A 16,200-nucleotide genomic window follows, 5' to 3' on the forward strand; every position below is an offset into this window, starting at 1 on the left:
CTCGGGGTAATCGGCTGGCGGGTCGGAGTTGTCAGCATTACTCCGACCCCTCGCGCGGAGGGCCACCATCAGAGCGCGCCGCTTCTCGAACAGCTGTGAGAAGCGGCGCTGGTTCCTGCTCTGGTGGGTCAGTTGGCGAGCGCGGTGTTGGGGCTTCCGGGTGGACGTGTGGCTCGGAGTTCGTTGTGGGGCTCGTGACTACGACGGTCGGTTCACAAAGGACGAACGTTGTCGACTGCGTCTGGGTGTTGACGCACGTCCCGATGTGGCCCGTGAGGACGTACTCGTGAACACCACGGGTGAAGACGGTCGGGTGTTCGTGAACATCCGACCCGCACATGATGTAACCGATAGCGTACGTGGGTTCGCCGGCCGCACGATAGGCGTAGGCCGTGATGCCGTCGCCTTCGTGGAGTTGTTGTCCGCACACCTGGCAGATTGGGTTGGAGGTGTTGAGCGAGATGCGTGTGAGCTGTGAGATATCTGCTGCTTCTCGGTTGTCGAGGTAGCTCATTTGTGCCCCCTCTCATTGGCGTCGCGACTGCTACCTTGCCACGCTTGCCGGGCGGTAAGTGCGCGACGGGCTGGCTCAGTCAGTTGGTACGTGGTCGTGTTGCGGGTCTTTTTGCTAATATAATCGCGCTCAATGAGTTCTTGGAGAGCGTTACAGACTCGAGTTTGGTCGATGCTGTCGGGGTAGTAGTCGGAGAGTGTGTGGTGGAGTGACCGTCCCTCGCTGAGGCCAGCCTGCGAGAGTAGCCAGAGCAGGTCACGGTGGATGATTGAGAGATCGGCAAGCGAGTGAGCAGCATCGCTCTCAGTGTTGTGACTAGACATTGTGCCCCTCTTTGGTGTCTTTGTCGATGCTGCGTGTCGTCGCGCACGTGCTACACAGTGGTCTCTTGGAGGCTGCGTCGTAGCGGTCAGCTATGTTTGTACACAAACGACAGCCAGGGCTGTTACTGTTCGATTCGTCAGTCGTCTCGCAGGGCTTAAGCCCCGCAGTTGCCACCATTAGCATGGTTCTGTGTTATGGCACAGAACCCGTCCCGGCTGGGTGTTGGAGCACCGCAGCCGGGAGTTCTACTCTTTCTCACTAGCCAAGAGTTCGTCACTTGGGTTCCGTAGATACCTGTTGAGGATCTTGTTACTTGAATGTACTGGAAGTACTCTAGAACACTAAGCGGGCAGATATTAAACACGGGTCCACTCATGTATCGTATGAGATATGCGGGAGAATGGATGTCTGCGGCAGATGACCGAATTCTAGAATATCTATCTGAATACGAGTCGGGCTCTCCAACGAAAATGAAGAAAGAGGGTCCAATTCGATACTCCCGTGTACAAGTTCATAGACGGTGTAAAAAGCTAGCAGAGAACGGTCTTATAAATGATCTTGGTAATGGGGTCTACATGATCACTGACGACGGTGAGGCATATCTTAAGGGTCAACTTGACACAAAAAACTGGCAGTATATTGATGAGGACGCTGATGTGGTTGGTACTAACGACAGTACCGACGCTACTTCCAACGAGAGTTCCAATAGAGACAATTCCTGAACACGAATGCTTAAATTGTAATCTAGTAGCCGAACAAGCATATGGGTGAAGCTTCGCTAGTGATCTTCCAGCGTTTCTATTGACACTCCCTGCCATAGGGTTTCCTGAGAAGTCGTGTGCCTATTGTTCCCCCTTTAGCATACTCGTTCGACCTACTCTGTGATAATATGTGGATCCGTTCAAAATTGAGTGTGCCTTATTCAATCTCGTACACCGTAGTATACATCTTCATGTATAGCAATTGAAATGTCTTCTCCCACGCCGTTGAAACCTAGTACGGTAGGTAAGGATACCATGAAATCTCAAGACTAGTTCCGGATCATCGGATAGTCACTTGTGGAGCGTACGGTATGGGTTGAGAAATTCTCGGCTTGCTAGTCATCAGCCGCGTAGTCACAACACAGGAATTGCTTCAGAGACAATACCATAGATGCTCTCGAAACTTTTTGTCAACAGTTAACTACGTCTCAGTAAGCAAGTTCCGGATCCCTTTGTTGAGCGAAACAGATGGTGTAAACCCAAGCTTCTCCCGTGCCTTCGAAATATCCGCAACACTCGCTTCAATATCCCCCGCTCGTGGGGTAACGTGCGTAACTGAGGCACTTGTATCGGCTACCTTGATGATCGTCTCTGTAAGCTCGTCAATACGCGTCTCATGACCAGTCCCGATGTTGTAGGCTTCACCAACGTAGTCTGTCGTTGCCGCAGCGATATTCGCATCAACAACATCATCAATATGGACGAAATCCCTCGTCTGGGAACCATCGCCCTCAATGGTTAAATCGTCGCCAGCGAGGGCTTGATCACGAAAGATGGAGATGACGCCCGCATATTCCCCTGACTGACGCGGGCCGTAAATATTGAAATATCGCAGTGCAACAGTCTCAACATCGTAGAGGTCGTGATAGATACGTGCGTAGTGGTCAATAGTGAGTTTGTCGAGGCCATAGGGTGAGGTTGGGTTTTTAGAGTGAGATTCGCTGATTGGGAGCGTTTGAGGGTGACCGTAGATGGCGGCACTGGAGGCAAGTACCACGCGGAAGTTGCGTTCACGGGCGAGTTCGAGGAGGGTGAGTGTTGCGTCCGTATTGACTTCATGACTGGTTGGTGGGTTGTCGATTGACTCCGTGACGCTGACCACCGCGGCTTCATGGAAAACAACGTCAACTGAGTTGGTTAGCTCCGCAAGGACGTCTGGAGCGGTGATGTCTGCATGAACGAACTTTGCGTCTTCGTGGATATGGGTCTGGCTACCAGAAGAGAGATCGTCGACGACAGTGACAGTGTTCTCTTCAGCGAGAGCATCAACAAGATGGCTGCCGACGAAGCCAGCACCGCCAGTCACTAGAATATTCGCGTCTGTGAGTTCAGGCATTACTGGAGGTTGTTGATGTTGACGTATGAGTGTGTCTTGGTTTGTCATCTCGTGTCATGCTACGTCACCAAAGCTTGATGTTAGTATGATCTTAATGATACGCCAATGAATTGTAGGAGGCAGTTTCCGGAAAATTTGGGCCTATATGGGGGCATTAAACTGATGGGTAAATTTCATATCAATCAGGAGTAATATGGACGCACCTGACGTGACACAGGAGACATCATCAATAGAACAGCAAGCAAAACATAGACCAGCAGTTGGGTTAGTCGCCGTAGACGACCCGACTGTGCTTGAGAACGTTATTGCCGCCCAACAACGAGGTCTAGACGTGGTGATGGCTGATACTCTTGAGGGGACATCTGCTGTTGTTCGTGCGGCTCGCGATCTCGGTGTCGATGTCTTCGAGCCGCCCGCCCAAGGGGTTCCTGAGGAGGACCTCAAACACCACCTCTGGGTACGAGGTAGCGCCAGGACCGACGCCGGCATGATTATCGCACCGGACAGTACCCGCCGCATTGACTACCAAGCAAGTCTCGAGGCACATACTCATAGCGAGCGGACATCTACAATCCCCGTAGATCAAGGCGACGAACTCGGGATTCTCGTTGGCATTCCAGCGTACAATGAAGCAACCACCATCGCTGATGTAGTATCTGAGGCACACAAATACGCTGACGACGTGCTAGTTGTCGATGATGCCAGTCAGGATGCCACTGCATCGGTCGCCCGAGGCGCTGGGGCAACGGTAGTTGAGCACTCAAAAAACCAGGGCTATGGAGGTGCGCTCAAAACAGTCTTCGAAGAAGCTGATATCCGTGGTGCTAATCACCTTACTATCCTCGATGGCGACGGCCAACACGATCCAGCCGATATACCAGAAGCTGTTCGCATACAAGAAGAGACAGATGCTGATATCGTTATTGGGAGTCGATTTGTTGAGGGATCTGATACTGATTTACCCGTTTATCGACGCTTTGGATTGGCAGTTGTAAATACGCTCACAAACTTCTCAATGGGAATTCTTCGAAGTGAATCTTGGGTCAAAGATACACAGAGTGGCTTCCGGACATATAATGGGGACGCCATCGCGACACTGAGTGCTGACGGGACAATCGGTGAAGGAATGAGCGCCAGCACGGATATCCTCTATCACGCCCACGAACAGAACTACGATCTTGAGGAGATTGGCACAACTATTGATTATGACGTAGAGGATCCCAGCAGTCACAACCCTGTCTCGCATGGACTGACGCTTGTTAGTAATATTTTGAAGACTGTTGAGCGCGAGCGACCGGTAACCACGCTTGGCGTTCCTGGGTTCCTTAGTGCGTTTGTCGGCCTCGGTTTGGGTTACTGGACCTTCTCAAACTACATCTCTACGGGGACCTTCCCCCTCGGGTTGGCTGTTACGTCGGGATTCTTTGGGCTAGCGGGGATCTTTTCGTGTTTTACTGCGATCATTCTACACTCATTAAACCAGCACCTTGATACCCAACCGGTAGAGTAACTCACTACCAACACATGACGGATCTTCGCCGCGAGAACCTTGCGTGGCCAGATGAGAAACGGGTCTACCTGACACTTGATTACGAGTGTGACTACGGAACTGCACTTTCAGAGAACACGTACTATGCGCTTTCTCATACGGATGAGTTAGTAACTCTGCTGGAAAATCACGAAATACCATTAACTTGCTTCGTCCAAACTGAAGTCCTTGATGAACGACCCGATGAAGTAGAAACTCTTCGGAATAGTGATACCTTAGTTAACTTCCACCCTCACTCTCACACGCATGCTCCCCGAGAGGAAATATCCATTGAGGACGAAATAGAACTAAGTACAGCGCGATATAGAACATTTTTTGAAACAGACCCGTCAGGATATCGGTTTCCAAACGGGAATGTACGCGAACCTGATTACCGTCTGCTTGCTGACTACGGATACAAGTTTGATGCCAGTGTATTCCCCTCTTGGAGACCGGGCCACTTCAATAACACCAGGGCAGAGACCCGACCTGTCTACTTGCCTGAGTACGATATCGTTGAATTGCCGTTCACGGTGTTCTCAAAAGCCCTTCGTATTCCAACAGCTCTCTCGTACTGTCAGTTGATCGGACGCCCGTACACTGAGCTGTTGAAACGACGTGGCCCATCGTCAGTTGTCTTGAATATTCACATGCATGACCTTGTGACACCTCCAAGCTATGATGATCTTTCGCCGCTTTATCGAAGAATCTACGATAGGAATCCAAGTGGGTTTGATACGTTGCGGCATCTCGTTGAGGGGTTATTGCAACGCGGATATGCATTTTCCACACTTAATAGACTGCACACCGAAATCGTTTGAATCGGGGTTGATGTAGACAAGCAAACGCTAGAATTATATCTACAATTAGTTAGAGACTAAGATCTTTCCGTATGTGGGGGCCAATAAGCTCTGTTAGTCGGAGTGGCAATCTCTTCCAGATGTTTTGAAGCTTTTCGTATTCGGAATCATTGGGGTTTGGAAGTTCAACCTCTTCTCCAGGAAAGTAGAGAAGATCATCCAACCATACTTTTTTCGGGCTCATGGACTTCTTATACATGTACACTCCCGACCCTTCTCTGGTACGACCCAAGTCAAAAGTTGAGTAATCACCACTGCAAGCGTCTTCTATCGCCTTCCACATCAGGAGACTACCGCCATTCAAATCTCTATACTCATGATTAGAGACACCCATCCTATAGAGTTTTCGACCATTCCAGTTGACCATCATCTTTCCGTTGATCGCCTTCCCCTCGTAGGTGGCCAGATATATATCCACACTATCATTCAATTCAGACCAGAGGTTGTACAAAAAGGAACGAGAATGGGGTGGCGTGCCGTGGCCTCGCATAGTTCTAACAAAAAGGTTATAGTATTGTTCGAATCCTTGTTTCCCATTTACTTTCTTAACCTCCAAACCTTCCTTCCTAGCTTTACGTACTCCCCTCCGGAAGCGCGAATCACAATCATTCCAAACTTCTTCAGAACTTCTGGTAGTGTCAACCTCCATGGTAACAAACCGATTCACTACGTCAAAATCACCAAATGAGCTGGCCTCGTTGACTACATTATCGCCCCTAAGAACTAGATACTTAACTTGCAGCTCATCAGCCAATGCCGCCGCTCGCTTCAATAGTGCCAAGCGCGCCTCTTCGTTATCAGCCTCTACGAGAGTAGAGCCGTATTCAGAGTACGGCATTGACACTAGGTGGTTGTCAAATATCTTACTCTCAATGTGGATCAGAGGTAGCACTCCTACTATGCTGCCATTTTCTTGAGCCGCAAAGTGATAGCTAGTATGGCTGTAACCCTCACACAGAGTTGTCCACTCCCACGTGTTATATATTGGACCTCCGATCTTAGTCACAAAGTTATTCCACCTTTCCTTAGATTGAATTTCAGTTACCTGCATATTGAATTATAATTCTAAGTTCATCTTTTCGGTGGATATAAAATCACACCAATATTACAAATACCTTTTCAATTTTGTCCGGTGTAAAAGACATGTGTGCTAAGACAGGTTGCTATGACCTCCCAGTAGCAGAAAATCGTGAACTACTTCATGTAGTCACAACATTATATCGGTACATGATAGATGCCAATAACGTAGCCATTTTCATGTCTGACTCAGTTCGATGGGATTCTCTTCCTGAGTCCGTAGCTGACCAAGGAGTGGCTCTGAAAACCGTCGCATCATCGCTATACACACCGACTGCTCATGCCAGTATGCTGACCGGGCTCTATCTTAACAATCATAGCGTTCGTGGATTTAGCGACTCATTACCATCTACTCAATCAACCATCCTCGACTCATTCCCGAATTCGGGGCTCAGCAACGTCGGGGGGACATTTGACGACCCTGTACAAGGAGACTTCTTCAACGAAACTATCTATAATACGCTCCTCAAAGATTATGACCGCACATCTCTCTCAGAGATTGAGGAGCCCTTCGCTTGGTTTATGCGTGATCCGGGTGGCCACGCGCCCTACGGAGGTTGGGACCTTTCGCTGAATGTGTCTGAGTCTGTTCCCTCATTTTATGATAGATGTGCGGGTGATGAAAATAAAATGAGAGATTTGTATTCAAAAGGGCTTCAGGATTCTGTGGATCGGTTTGAAAAATATGTTCTTGAACCGCTTGAAGACAGAGGTATTCTCAACGACACTCTCATCATATTCCTTTCTGATCATGGTGAGCAGCTCGGTGAATATGGCCATGCCGGTCAGTCATTCCCAGCGACCCCTGAACTGGTATATGTTCCCTCTGTGTTCATCCATCCTGACATAGAGCCTCCACAGGATGAGGGTATATTCCGCCACGTTGACCTTGCTCCAACAATTGCTGGTCTGCTCAACAGGGAAAAACCGACGCCTGTTGAAGGGAAAAACGTATTCGAATCATCCATGCCAAAACAGGGTTATAGCCTCTACGACCGACCCTTCCCATCATTTCGTAATACATTCAGCTATCAGATACGGAGTACTTGGGATAGCGGCGGCGGTTATGTATTAAATACCTCCTCTCTTTGGTCGAAACTGAAATTGACTGCGGGATACTTGGCAAAAGTGCCAGCTGGGAGGGAACTCCGAAGGAACCTAAATCCGAAGGGGGTAAAATTATTATTGGAGTCAGAACGAACTTGGGGTGACCCAAACATTGCCAAAGATGAAGCAATACGGGACCTAAGAGAACTAGATTTCAATTATGGTCAAAAAACAAATATCGAAATGGATGAAGATGTTCAAGAGAATTTAGAAGATCTCGGGTATTTGTAAATGATATATATTCTCCTCATGTTGTGCGGGTTGGGACATTGCTGAGCCCCAACCGAAGGGGTTATAATTCTGTTAAGCGATTTGATGGAACATGAAGATAGCCCTCATTCTCTCACAGAGTAATGGAGGTCTACCCCACTATACGGCTCAACTAGCAAACTCATTAGCAAACTCCGAAAATGTGGCTGTATTTAAACCAACTAACACTACTGCGGACGGTATTTTTAATAAAGATGTAGAAATATTCGAAATATTTGAGCCCCTTTCGTTCTCATTGGTTGACTTCGACACTCGAGATATCTCGTTCATCGAGAGCCTTCGAGGCATCCTATCATATAGGAAGATTAGCAAAATCCGAGATTTTGATCCGGATTTGGTTCATGTTCCTGTGAACCTATTCCCACAAGTACAATTAATGGCAAAGCTGACAAGAATTGACAGCGACTATCCGTTAGTAGTAACCTATCATGAAGTGTACCCGAATAAACTGATACCGGACCGACCGATACCAGGTATCGTTCACCACTGGTTGAATATGTTGCTTCCTTCTCTCCGGGAGGATCATACAGTTGTTCACACGGAGGAAGCGAAAGAGATTCTCGTTGAGCGTGGCTACTCTCCTGAGCGAATTGACATTCTTCCGCACGCTGCGTACGACTTTTTTGACGAACACTCAGAGAGTGTCTCACGACAAGACTCTGAACACACAGTCCTGTTCTTCGGAAACATTGTCCGGTACAAAGATCTTGAATTACTCACAAAGGCTATTGAGCTGGTGTCAGAAAACATCAACAATCTTACATGCATTATTGCTGGAGACGGAGATATATCAAAATCAGCGCGCGATCAAATTGCACAGCATCCTGACCTCTTTGAGGTGCGGAACGAGTTTATCCCAAATGACGAAGTCGGACGACTCTTTTCACGCGCAGACGTACTGGCGCTACCATACAGGAGCCGGGACGGAAAAATGGGCCACAGCGGTGTACAGACTATCGCGCACTCGTTCGGTTTACCAATCGTAGCCACAGACGTCGGTGAGTTTCCAGATCTAGTTGAGGGCTCTGGGGCGGGTCTGACCTCTCCGGAGGGAGATTATCGGAGGTTTGCAGACAACCTATTGGATATTCTTCAAAATGAGGAGACACAACGGAGAATGGCTGTATCGTCAAAAAAGAGAGCGAGCGACGTCTCGTGGGAACGGATTGCTGAGCGACACTTGGAGATATACGCAGACATAAGTGGCAGACAGCAGGGCTTGTAGTTCTATGAAACATCATCACATAACTTCCGTTGACGACCCGCTAGCGGAAGAGCATTTTCTTCCCATTCACTTTTTGTGAGCTGATAAATATGCCCAGACAGATACTCAGATTAGTACAGGAATTCGTGGAACAGGTTCAATCGCAAAAGTACGTAACAACCATTCTGAAGCTACTGATTACGTCTCTTGCTATACTGTATTTGATCCGAATTATTCCTGTAACGTCAGTTATCTCTCATCTCTCAGGCCTTGGTCGGATCACTGCTTTTATTCTTGTTCTCGCTATAATCGGGCAGAAACTATTCTCGACACTGTCTCTCTACACATTAGTTCGAGAAGCGACTGACACTAGATTTCTAACCATAATTGAGATTGACGCTATCGGGTACGTGACTAATTCGGTTATTCCAACAAAGGCGGGAGCGGTTCTCTCAGTTCCTACGCTATTGCGCCAATATCTTGGTATATCTCTCATTGACGGGGGCCGGATTAAAGCAACCCAATTTGTCTATTCAGCTACATACCAAGGTATATTTGCTGTTATGGGTCTGGCACTCACAATCTCATCGCTTGATAGCAAATTGCTCCCTATCTATTCAGGATCATCGGCGCTCTACATCTCCCTTCCAATATTAGCAATCGTCGCCAGTAGGTGGAGGAGTAGTATAGTTCCGTATCTTCCAAAGATTCTAACTCGATACTCAAGTCGTAGCGGACAAATAAAATTTTCCAAAAAAACACTTGTGATTGTTAGTATCTTTACCTTGGGTTATTTCACAATGGTGCCTATTCGATTCTATTTGATAAGCAACTCGTATAGCATTCACTTCACATGGATTGGCTACCTCACAATCCCGATGTTAGCGTACTCAGTCACTATCTATCCGATATCATTTGGAGGAATTGGGGTTGCAGAAGCGTCGGGAACAATGTTACTGATCGCTTTGGGAGTGCCACCAGAAATTGCCGCCCCGATCATTGTCACTGACAGGATTGTATCCGCCTATATTCCGCTTACCTTATCTGGAGTTATAGCTGCTATAGGATCTATTCGATCCGAAGTTAACTAGTGTTGGATGTCTCGGACTTTCCCCAACCGGTATTCTTGAATTTTTCTTTAATAGCCTTTCTAACAAAACCCTACTCGATCTACGCACAGAAAAATACCAATCTGCCCGCCTAGGGGAGGTGACCGTCAGTCTCTATGACTCTACGATTACTACATATTTGTTGAAGCTGATGATCTCCGCCTCCTACTTCCCGGCGAGAACGGGACTAGCGTAAAGCATGCCCATTGTTACTGCATGATCAATGACAAGATTTGTCCAGCGGTGACTCATTCCTCTTCGGCTATTGGCGATGTATTTGTTATGTTGACTTCTATTGTGTAACCGTTGTCCAAACGTTGAAATGACTCTATGGTTCGACCTACCGTGTCTATTTATCTCAACAGTAGACAACCAAGTAAACATGTCCATAAATTTACTTCCACGCAATACGTGATTATCTTGATAACTGAGGTAAAACCCTATCATTTGTTGCCAGGGCCAAGTCGATCATGACAATATCTCTCCCCTGCGTACCCTGAATTCATCTCTTCGAACTTTGTAAAGACAGCTTCCCAGTCTTAGGTTCTTTCGCTTTAGCGTATTATTTTGTTGAGGAATTTGAAATTTAATCTATTATCTCGAACCTGTTACTCTAAAGTGTAAATCTTGGTTAATTGACTATTTTACGATGGGATCAAGTTTTTATGAACAGATCTAATCATACTCCTGGACCAGATCAAATGCGTGTCGTCCGACAAGCTAACAACTTTGGTCCAAATCCCAACACCACCTATACCTAAATAAGTAACAACCGACACAATTAAATCAGAGTTGCATGGAACTAATAACAATGGAGACTCGACTTTGGAGTCGGGTTGGATCACTCAACCACGTTGAGACCGTACTCTACTGCTTTTTTCTCCTCTCTCTCGCCGCTGCCGGTGCGAAATTACAATACAGCGGCATAACCCCGTTCGTGGCGTATCTGTTTGTAATTCTCGCTGCGTCAACTCCTTTGCTACTCGTTACAGGTATCATCCCTGTGCGATCTCAGATGCCAGTGGTCTACTCTTTGGGGTTGGCAGTCCACTGGCATACAACCCTTGTCACAAACCACCTTTGGGGGTGGGATATCCACTTCGTTTATTACATTGCTCAGCAGACTCAGTCGGTTGGATCTCTAATACTGGAGACCTCAATGAGCGTCGCCGGACTGGTTGTTGTAACTTGGTTTTCGGCGTTCCTCTCAGAAGTTCTTAACATCCAAATTGTCACTGTAATGAAGGTTGTGCTCCCTATGATCGCCGCCATGACACCAGTTGCGATTTTTGCTGTCACACGGCGAATTGATTCCTACAAGGCCGCACCCCCTCTCGCGGCTGCCGCATTCATCTTTTTCTACCGATATTTCAAGGTGATGCCAAACAAACAGGCACTCGGCGAGTTATTTATCGCACTGCTTCTCCTCTGTTTTGTTGTCCCTGCCTTCACGAATCGCCGATGGCAAGCGACAATTCCTGTAATTCTAGCAGCTGGACTCGTTCTCGCACACTATGCTACCACACTCATTTACCTGACTCTCATCTCCGGCGCAATGTTACTCGGTATCATTGCGCGACTTTACTACCGAGACAGCGTCTCGGTCCCCCAAGTGGTTACGGCAACCCTTATTCCAGCCGGCGTTGGCTGGACATGGTACTATCTCGAAGCTGCACAGGGACGAGTTTTGGTTCACGCAGTAGCGATTGGGTTCAACGCTGTGAGAAAAATCGCTCAATTGTTGGGAATCGTACCTTCATCTGGCTCCGCTGTCGCCAATCGATCCGGGAGTGGGTATCTGGTCCGCCTGCTCGGCGATCCGCTTTATGCCCTCTTACTGGCACTCACTGCTGGCGTCCTAGGATTGGCCGTGCTTGGTGTATTATCCATGCTGTACGTACAGGTCGTTGAAAGACGCGAAGAACCGGAGCTCTTTCTCAAGGTCGCAGTGACGGCTATTGGACTGATGGGAGCTGGCGTCGTCTTGACTTTCGGACTTGGGTTTGATCGATTGATCTCAATAGTTCTCGTGGTCTTGGCACCCACCTTATTGGCTGGCGCTTTCGCTGTTCGCCAGTTTTTCCAAAAATCAGGCTTGGGGCTGCCCCGTCGACATGTTGCTGTATCAATCGCTGTTCTCCTCGGTGTCTGGCTTGTAGTGGGCTCGGGACTAGCGTGGGTGGGTACTGATACAGTACCATCATACGCAATTGGAATCAATGAGGAAGAAGCGGATTGGAGAACTTATTCGGACTCAGAGGTATCTACGGTAGCTTGGGCCCACCAATATAACGGAAATGATAATATCTCGGTGTTCAGTTACTCCCGTCTGAACAGCCGCGATGGGCTACTCGTCGCGGAATTGTTCTACCGACACGACGTACAGACCGTTTCCCCGGGTGAAGATGAGCATAAAAATGGATGCGGAATGTTCTATACATCCCATCGTCCGATGAGGGTTCAGAATGAATGGGTTAATCCGGAACAAACAGAGTACTATCGCTCGGCATTAGAGTATGATTCGAGGTACTACGACAGCGGAAAAGGATCAATTTACTCCTGTTAAATAGAGCAAATTGAGTAATCGAAATTTCAAAATACTCTTTTCGGTAGGTTCAACAAGGCACCCGAAACGGCGTTAGAGTTCATGATCCAACCCGAGAGCTTTTTTATGTGGTACGACAGGGTTATTATATGTCGCGAAACGTCGTACTGCTCGTCTTGGATTCCGTTCGAAAGGATGTTTTTGACGAGTACGCATCTCGAATTCAATCTAAGTCTAGTATCTCAGCTGCGCAGTGTCGGGCAGCGAGTTCATGGAGCGTACCCAGTCATGCGAGTATTCTTACGGGCAAACTTCCTCATGAGCATGGGGTTCACACTTTCAACAGGGACATGGAATCGTTGCTTTCTCAGGAAACGATTTGCGACCGCTTAGATGCTTATCACACCCTAGGAGTGTCAGCGAATGTGTATGCCGGCCCTGCATATGGATTTGACTCCATATTTGACGAGTTTGTTGAGGTACCCAGATATCAAAAATTCCCAGAGGCCCTGAACGCCACCACATTCTATAATGAAAGTAATGCAGAGGGCCTTCAGTTGTACCAGGAATTTCTCTCTGCATCTCTCGATAATGGGCACTCGCTCAAGAGTCTCGCAAACGGAGTACTCGCGCAGGTCAAACAGTCTACCATGGGGACACGGTTTCCGGACCCCATTGATGATGGGGCAAAGCTCATCGCTAAAGAATTGAAACGCCGAGTTAAGAAAAGTAAGGAACCGGTCTTCGCGTTTGCAAATTTCATGGAGGCTCATGAGCCGTTCGGTCACATTCTTGGGTTGGATCGTTCTCTACACACTGCACCGCGAGGCTGGACGTCGGCTGGTGTTGATCGCTGGGAACTCATCACACAACCAGAAGAGTACGAACAATACATTCAGTGGATGAAAGAGTTGTACGCTGCTCACGTAGATTACCTAGACCGTATCATCGCCTCACTCGCCGAAGAATTAGGCGAAAACACGACCATTATCGTGACGGCCGACCATGGAGAAAACTTCGGAGCAGAAAGCGGTGATGACGGGCTCTTCGTTCATACGAGTAGCTTGAGTGAGGGTCTGCTCCATGTCCCCCTTGAGATTCTAAATCCACCAGAATCTGTTAATCGAAATATTTCAGACTATGTGTCACATCTCCAGTTTCCTGAAATTGTTACCAGTATTGCCAACGAAACTATTCCTGAACTCACTTGGTCCGAGGTACCTGCGGAAGTGATGGGAATGGCGGCGGGCACAGATCCGCCCTCGAATGAGGAGTACTGGAACAGAACGATTCGGTGTGCATACCGGGAATCAGAGAAGATGGAGTGGGACACAGAGGAGAATACTGTCTGCTACCGGATTACAGAAGGTAATCCGAATCAGCAGGAAGAGCATTCTAATGATATCCAAGTACCAGACTGGGCACTAAACCAATTTGAGGTTCCTATACAAGACGCGAGGCAGCGTGCCCTTGAGCGAAGTAGTGAGATTGTGGTTGATGATTCAACTTCAGCCCGATTAGAAGATCTAGGCTATCTTTAGATAGATATTCACTTGAACAAGTCATACCCCTTTATGATATTTTAAATACATAATCTAGCTGGCTGTACACTGATAATATAAACCTTCTCCAATCTAAGTGCGATCACTAATTGCGTCCTAATGTTGTTTTAATAAAACCACCGCCATACTGTAGGTGTAGTCGTTACACGCAATTGGCTCGTACGACAATTTAACGATAACCACTAAACAGAGACAGTCTAGATAGCCTGACCGCTATACCTGATTCCAGTAAGCAGCGTGCCAACCTGACTACTAACTTGGAGTTCGTGGATAGGCAGGTAGAACGCTCTCAACGTGTTTTTTGTATCGCAACCTTTTCACCGGGCCATTTGACAGTTCTAAGCATGGACAATCAACGCGTCCTCGTTACTGGCGGGGCCGGTTTTATTGGATCAAACCTCGCAAACCATCTCGCTGAACACAACGATGTGATCGCCGTCGATGACTGTTACCTCGGTACGCCTGACAATCTTATTGACGATGTCGAGTTCGTCAACGCCTCTGCCGTCGATGACGACCTGCCTACCGACGTGGACGTCGTGTTCCACCTTGCAGCGCTTTCGTCGTACAAAATGCACGAGGAAGACCCCGCTCAGGGCGCCCGCGTCAACGTCGAAGGATTCGTGAACACCATCGAACAAGCGCGCAACGACGGCTGTGACACGGTGGTGTACGCAACCACCTCCTCAATCTACGGCGATCGAACCGAGCCGTCGCCGGAAACAATGGACGTCGAAGCCCGTACCGGGTATGAAGCCTCCAAACTCGCCCGTGAGCGTTATGCGGAGTACTTCCACAACTTCCACGATATGACGCTCGCCGGCATGCGCTTTTTCTCGGTGTATCAGGGCTTCGGCGGCGCCGAAGCACACAAAGGCGAATTCGCGAACACGGTCGCGCAGTTCACCGACAAGATTGCTAATGGCGAGCAGCCTGAACTGTTCGGCGACGGGACTCAGACCCGCGATTTCACTCACGTCGACGATGTCGTTCGCGCCTGTGAACTCGCCGCTGATCACGAACTCCAAGGGATCTACAACGTTGGCACCGAGGAGAGCTACTCGTTCAATACAATGATTGATCTGATTAACGAGGAACTCGGGACCGATATCGAGCCCACATACATCGAAAATCCGCTTGATGAGTACGTCCACGATACGATGGCAGACTACTCAAAGCTTCACGAGGCCACCGGGTGGGAGCCAACAATCAGCTTCGAAGAGGGCGTCTCGCGGGTGTGTGAACCGTATCAATAAATACACGAGTCTCCACTCCACGCCCTCCGATCAGCGACTCCAATCAAGATACTCCCCACGTTCACCGTATGTTACCACTGGGGCACCTCACTTTCGCGTATCTCTGGTACGTGCTGTACGCGGCCAGTAGCACCCATCGACTCCCCGCTCGCTTCGCACTCATCCCCCTCGCGATCGGGAGTCAGTTTCCAGATCTCATCGACAAACCGCTCGCATACGTTGGCGTCCTCATCTCTGGCCGATCACTTGCGCATTCACTGTTCACATTCGCCATCTGTTCGCTTGGGGTCTACTGGGTCGCCATCCGCTTTCGTGGCCGCTGGACTCCAGAGTCATTCGCTGAACGGCTCCGGATTGTCACGCCTGCGGCGTTCGCCGCTGGGTACGTGAGCCACCTTGTTGGCGATTCGTACCGCTCGCTGCTCATTGGTGACTTTTGGAGTGTCCGGTTTCTGGTGTTCCCGATATATCCCATCTCTCGGTCACCCGCTAGCGACATTGCTCCGTGGACGCGGATGTTTCGCATTTACCAGGATATGGGCACGCATCCACAACTGGAACTCATCATCCTCGCAGTCACACTATTTGCGGCGCTTCGGGTGCGCCAGTATTTGCGAGGAGTTCGGACCGAGTGAATCGCTTACTACAGGGTTATAGAGATTCGAGGAGAATACCTGCGGCTTTAGCCGCAGGATGAATCCGACAGAACTCTCCACGAACCACTGTTCGGTGACATTCCTGAGTTTC

13 protein-coding genes are annotated in these 16,200 nt (G+C 48.6%); 10 read left to right on the plus strand and 3 right to left on the minus strand.

What is annotated here, in order from left to right:
• Positions 1–37 precede the first annotated feature (37 nt).
• Positions 38–514 carry a hypothetical protein gene (locus C464_RS17570; RefSeq protein ID WP_080510444.1) on the minus strand — a complete coding sequence of 159 codons (477 nt, stop codon included), beginning with the start codon at positions 512–514 and terminating at the stop codon, positions 38–40.
• A 707-nt stretch (positions 515–1,221) separates the two neighbouring features.
• On the opposite strand from C464_RS17570, the gene C464_RS17580 reads away from it, so the two are divergent.
• On the plus strand, positions 1,222–1,560 hold the full coding sequence (locus tag C464_RS17580) for a helix-turn-helix domain-containing protein (RefSeq protein WP_006114120.1): 339 nt from the start codon (positions 1,222–1,224) through the stop codon (positions 1,558–1,560).
• Between the two features lie 460 nt (positions 1,561–2,020).
• Here the strand turns inward: C464_RS17580 and C464_RS12635 are convergent, their stop codons facing one another.
• Positions 2,021–2,935, minus strand: coding sequence for an NAD-dependent epimerase/dehydratase family protein (locus C464_RS12635; protein WP_049911145.1), 915 nt, complete (start codon positions 2,933–2,935; stop codon positions 2,021–2,023).
• Positions 2,936–3,143: 208 nt separating this feature from the next.
• Here C464_RS12635 and C464_RS12640 point away from each other — a divergent pair, with 208 nt between their 5' ends.
• On the plus strand, positions 3,144–4,445 hold the full coding sequence (locus C464_RS12640; RefSeq protein ID WP_239640230.1) for a glycosyltransferase family 2 protein: 1,302 nt from the start codon (positions 3,144–3,146) through the stop codon (positions 4,443–4,445).
• A 14-nt stretch (positions 4,446–4,459) separates the two neighbouring features.
• Positions 4,460–5,284: a polysaccharide deacetylase family protein gene (locus tag C464_RS17585; protein ID WP_080510446.1), complete on the plus strand. Its 825-nt coding sequence runs from the start codon at positions 4,460–4,462 to the stop codon at positions 5,282–5,284.
• A 49-nt stretch (positions 5,285–5,333) separates the two neighbouring features.
• Here the strand turns inward: C464_RS17585 and C464_RS17590 are convergent, their stop codons facing one another.
• Complete coding sequence (locus C464_RS17590) at positions 5,334–6,329, minus strand: GNAT family N-acetyltransferase (protein WP_006114126.1); 996 nt, start codon at positions 6,327–6,329, stop codon at positions 5,334–5,336.
• Between the two features lie 221 nt (positions 6,330–6,550).
• Between C464_RS17590 and C464_RS12645 the strand changes: the two genes are divergently transcribed.
• The 7 genes from C464_RS12645 to C464_RS12660 all read left to right on the plus strand — a co-directional run bounded on the left by C464_RS12645 (position 6,551) and on the right by C464_RS12660 (position 16,088).
• Positions 6,551–7,738: a sulfatase-like hydrolase/transferase gene (locus C464_RS12645; RefSeq protein ID WP_006114127.1), complete on the plus strand. Its 1,188-nt coding sequence runs from the start codon at positions 6,551–6,553 to the stop codon at positions 7,736–7,738.
• Positions 7,739–7,829: 91 nt separating this feature from the next.
• Complete coding sequence (locus tag C464_RS12650) at positions 7,830–9,002, plus strand: glycosyltransferase family 4 protein (RefSeq protein WP_006114128.1); 1,173 nt, start codon at positions 7,830–7,832, stop codon at positions 9,000–9,002.
• An 89-nt stretch (positions 9,003–9,091) separates the two neighbouring features.
• On the plus strand, positions 9,092–10,072 hold the full coding sequence (locus C464_RS17595) for a lysylphosphatidylglycerol synthase transmembrane domain-containing protein (protein WP_080510448.1): 981 nt from the start codon (positions 9,092–9,094) through the stop codon (positions 10,070–10,072).
• An 829-nt stretch (positions 10,073–10,901) separates the two neighbouring features.
• Positions 10,902–12,656: a DUF2206 domain-containing protein gene (locus tag C464_RS17600; protein WP_161781681.1), complete on the plus strand. Its 1,755-nt coding sequence runs from the start codon at positions 10,902–10,904 to the stop codon at positions 12,654–12,656.
• Between the two features lie 128 nt (positions 12,657–12,784).
• Positions 12,785–14,176 (plus strand): sulfatase-like hydrolase/transferase, encoded by a 1,392-nt coding sequence (locus tag C464_RS17605; RefSeq protein ID WP_006114130.1) that lies wholly within the window; start codon positions 12,785–12,787, stop codon positions 14,174–14,176.
• A 365-nt stretch (positions 14,177–14,541) separates the two neighbouring features.
• Positions 14,542–15,453 (plus strand): NAD-dependent epimerase/dehydratase family protein, encoded by a 912-nt coding sequence (locus C464_RS12655; RefSeq protein WP_006114131.1) that lies wholly within the window; start codon positions 14,542–14,544, stop codon positions 15,451–15,453.
• 68 nt (positions 15,454–15,521) lie between these two features.
• Entirely contained in the window at positions 15,522–16,088 is a 567-nt protein-coding gene (locus C464_RS12660) for a metal-dependent hydrolase (RefSeq protein WP_006114132.1), read from the plus strand.
• Positions 16,089–16,200 lie beyond the last annotated feature (112 nt).

Source organism: Halorubrum coriense DSM 10284, assembly GCF_000337035.1.
GTDB classification, from domain to species: Archaea; Halobacteriota; Halobacteria; order Halobacteriales; family Haloferacaceae; genus Halorubrum; species Halorubrum coriense.

Excerpts from the sequence above, each read along its gene's own strand:
- C464_RS17570 (WP_080510444.1), bottom strand. The coding sequence starts at position 514 with ATGAGCTACCTCGACAACCGAGAAGCAGCAGATATCTCACAGCTCACA.
- C464_RS17580 (WP_006114120.1), top strand. The coding sequence starts at position 1,222 with ATGAGATATGCGGGAGAATGGATGTCTGCGGCAGATGACCGAATTCTA.
- C464_RS12635 (WP_049911145.1), bottom strand. The coding sequence starts at position 2,935 with ATGCCTGAACTCACAGACGCGAATATTCTAGTGACTGGCGGTGCTGGC.
- C464_RS17585 (WP_080510446.1), top strand. The coding sequence starts at position 4,460 with ATGACGGATCTTCGCCGCGAGAACCTTGCGTGGCCAGATGAGAAACGG.
- C464_RS12645 (WP_006114127.1), top strand. The coding sequence starts at position 6,551 with ATGATAGATGCCAATAACGTAGCCATTTTCATGTCTGACTCAGTTCGA.
- C464_RS12650 (WP_006114128.1), top strand. The coding sequence starts at position 7,830 with ATGAAGATAGCCCTCATTCTCTCACAGAGTAATGGAGGTCTACCCCAC.
- C464_RS17595 (WP_080510448.1), top strand. The coding sequence starts at position 9,092 with ATGCCCAGACAGATACTCAGATTAGTACAGGAATTCGTGGAACAGGTT.
- C464_RS17600 (WP_161781681.1), top strand. The coding sequence starts at position 10,902 with ATGGAGACTCGACTTTGGAGTCGGGTTGGATCACTCAACCACGTTGAG.
- C464_RS17605 (WP_006114130.1), top strand. The coding sequence starts at position 12,785 with ATGTCGCGAAACGTCGTACTGCTCGTCTTGGATTCCGTTCGAAAGGAT.
- C464_RS12655 (WP_006114131.1), top strand. The coding sequence starts at position 14,542 with ATGGACAATCAACGCGTCCTCGTTACTGGCGGGGCCGGTTTTATTGGA.
- C464_RS12660 (WP_006114132.1), top strand. The coding sequence starts at position 15,522 with ATGTTACCACTGGGGCACCTCACTTTCGCGTATCTCTGGTACGTGCTG.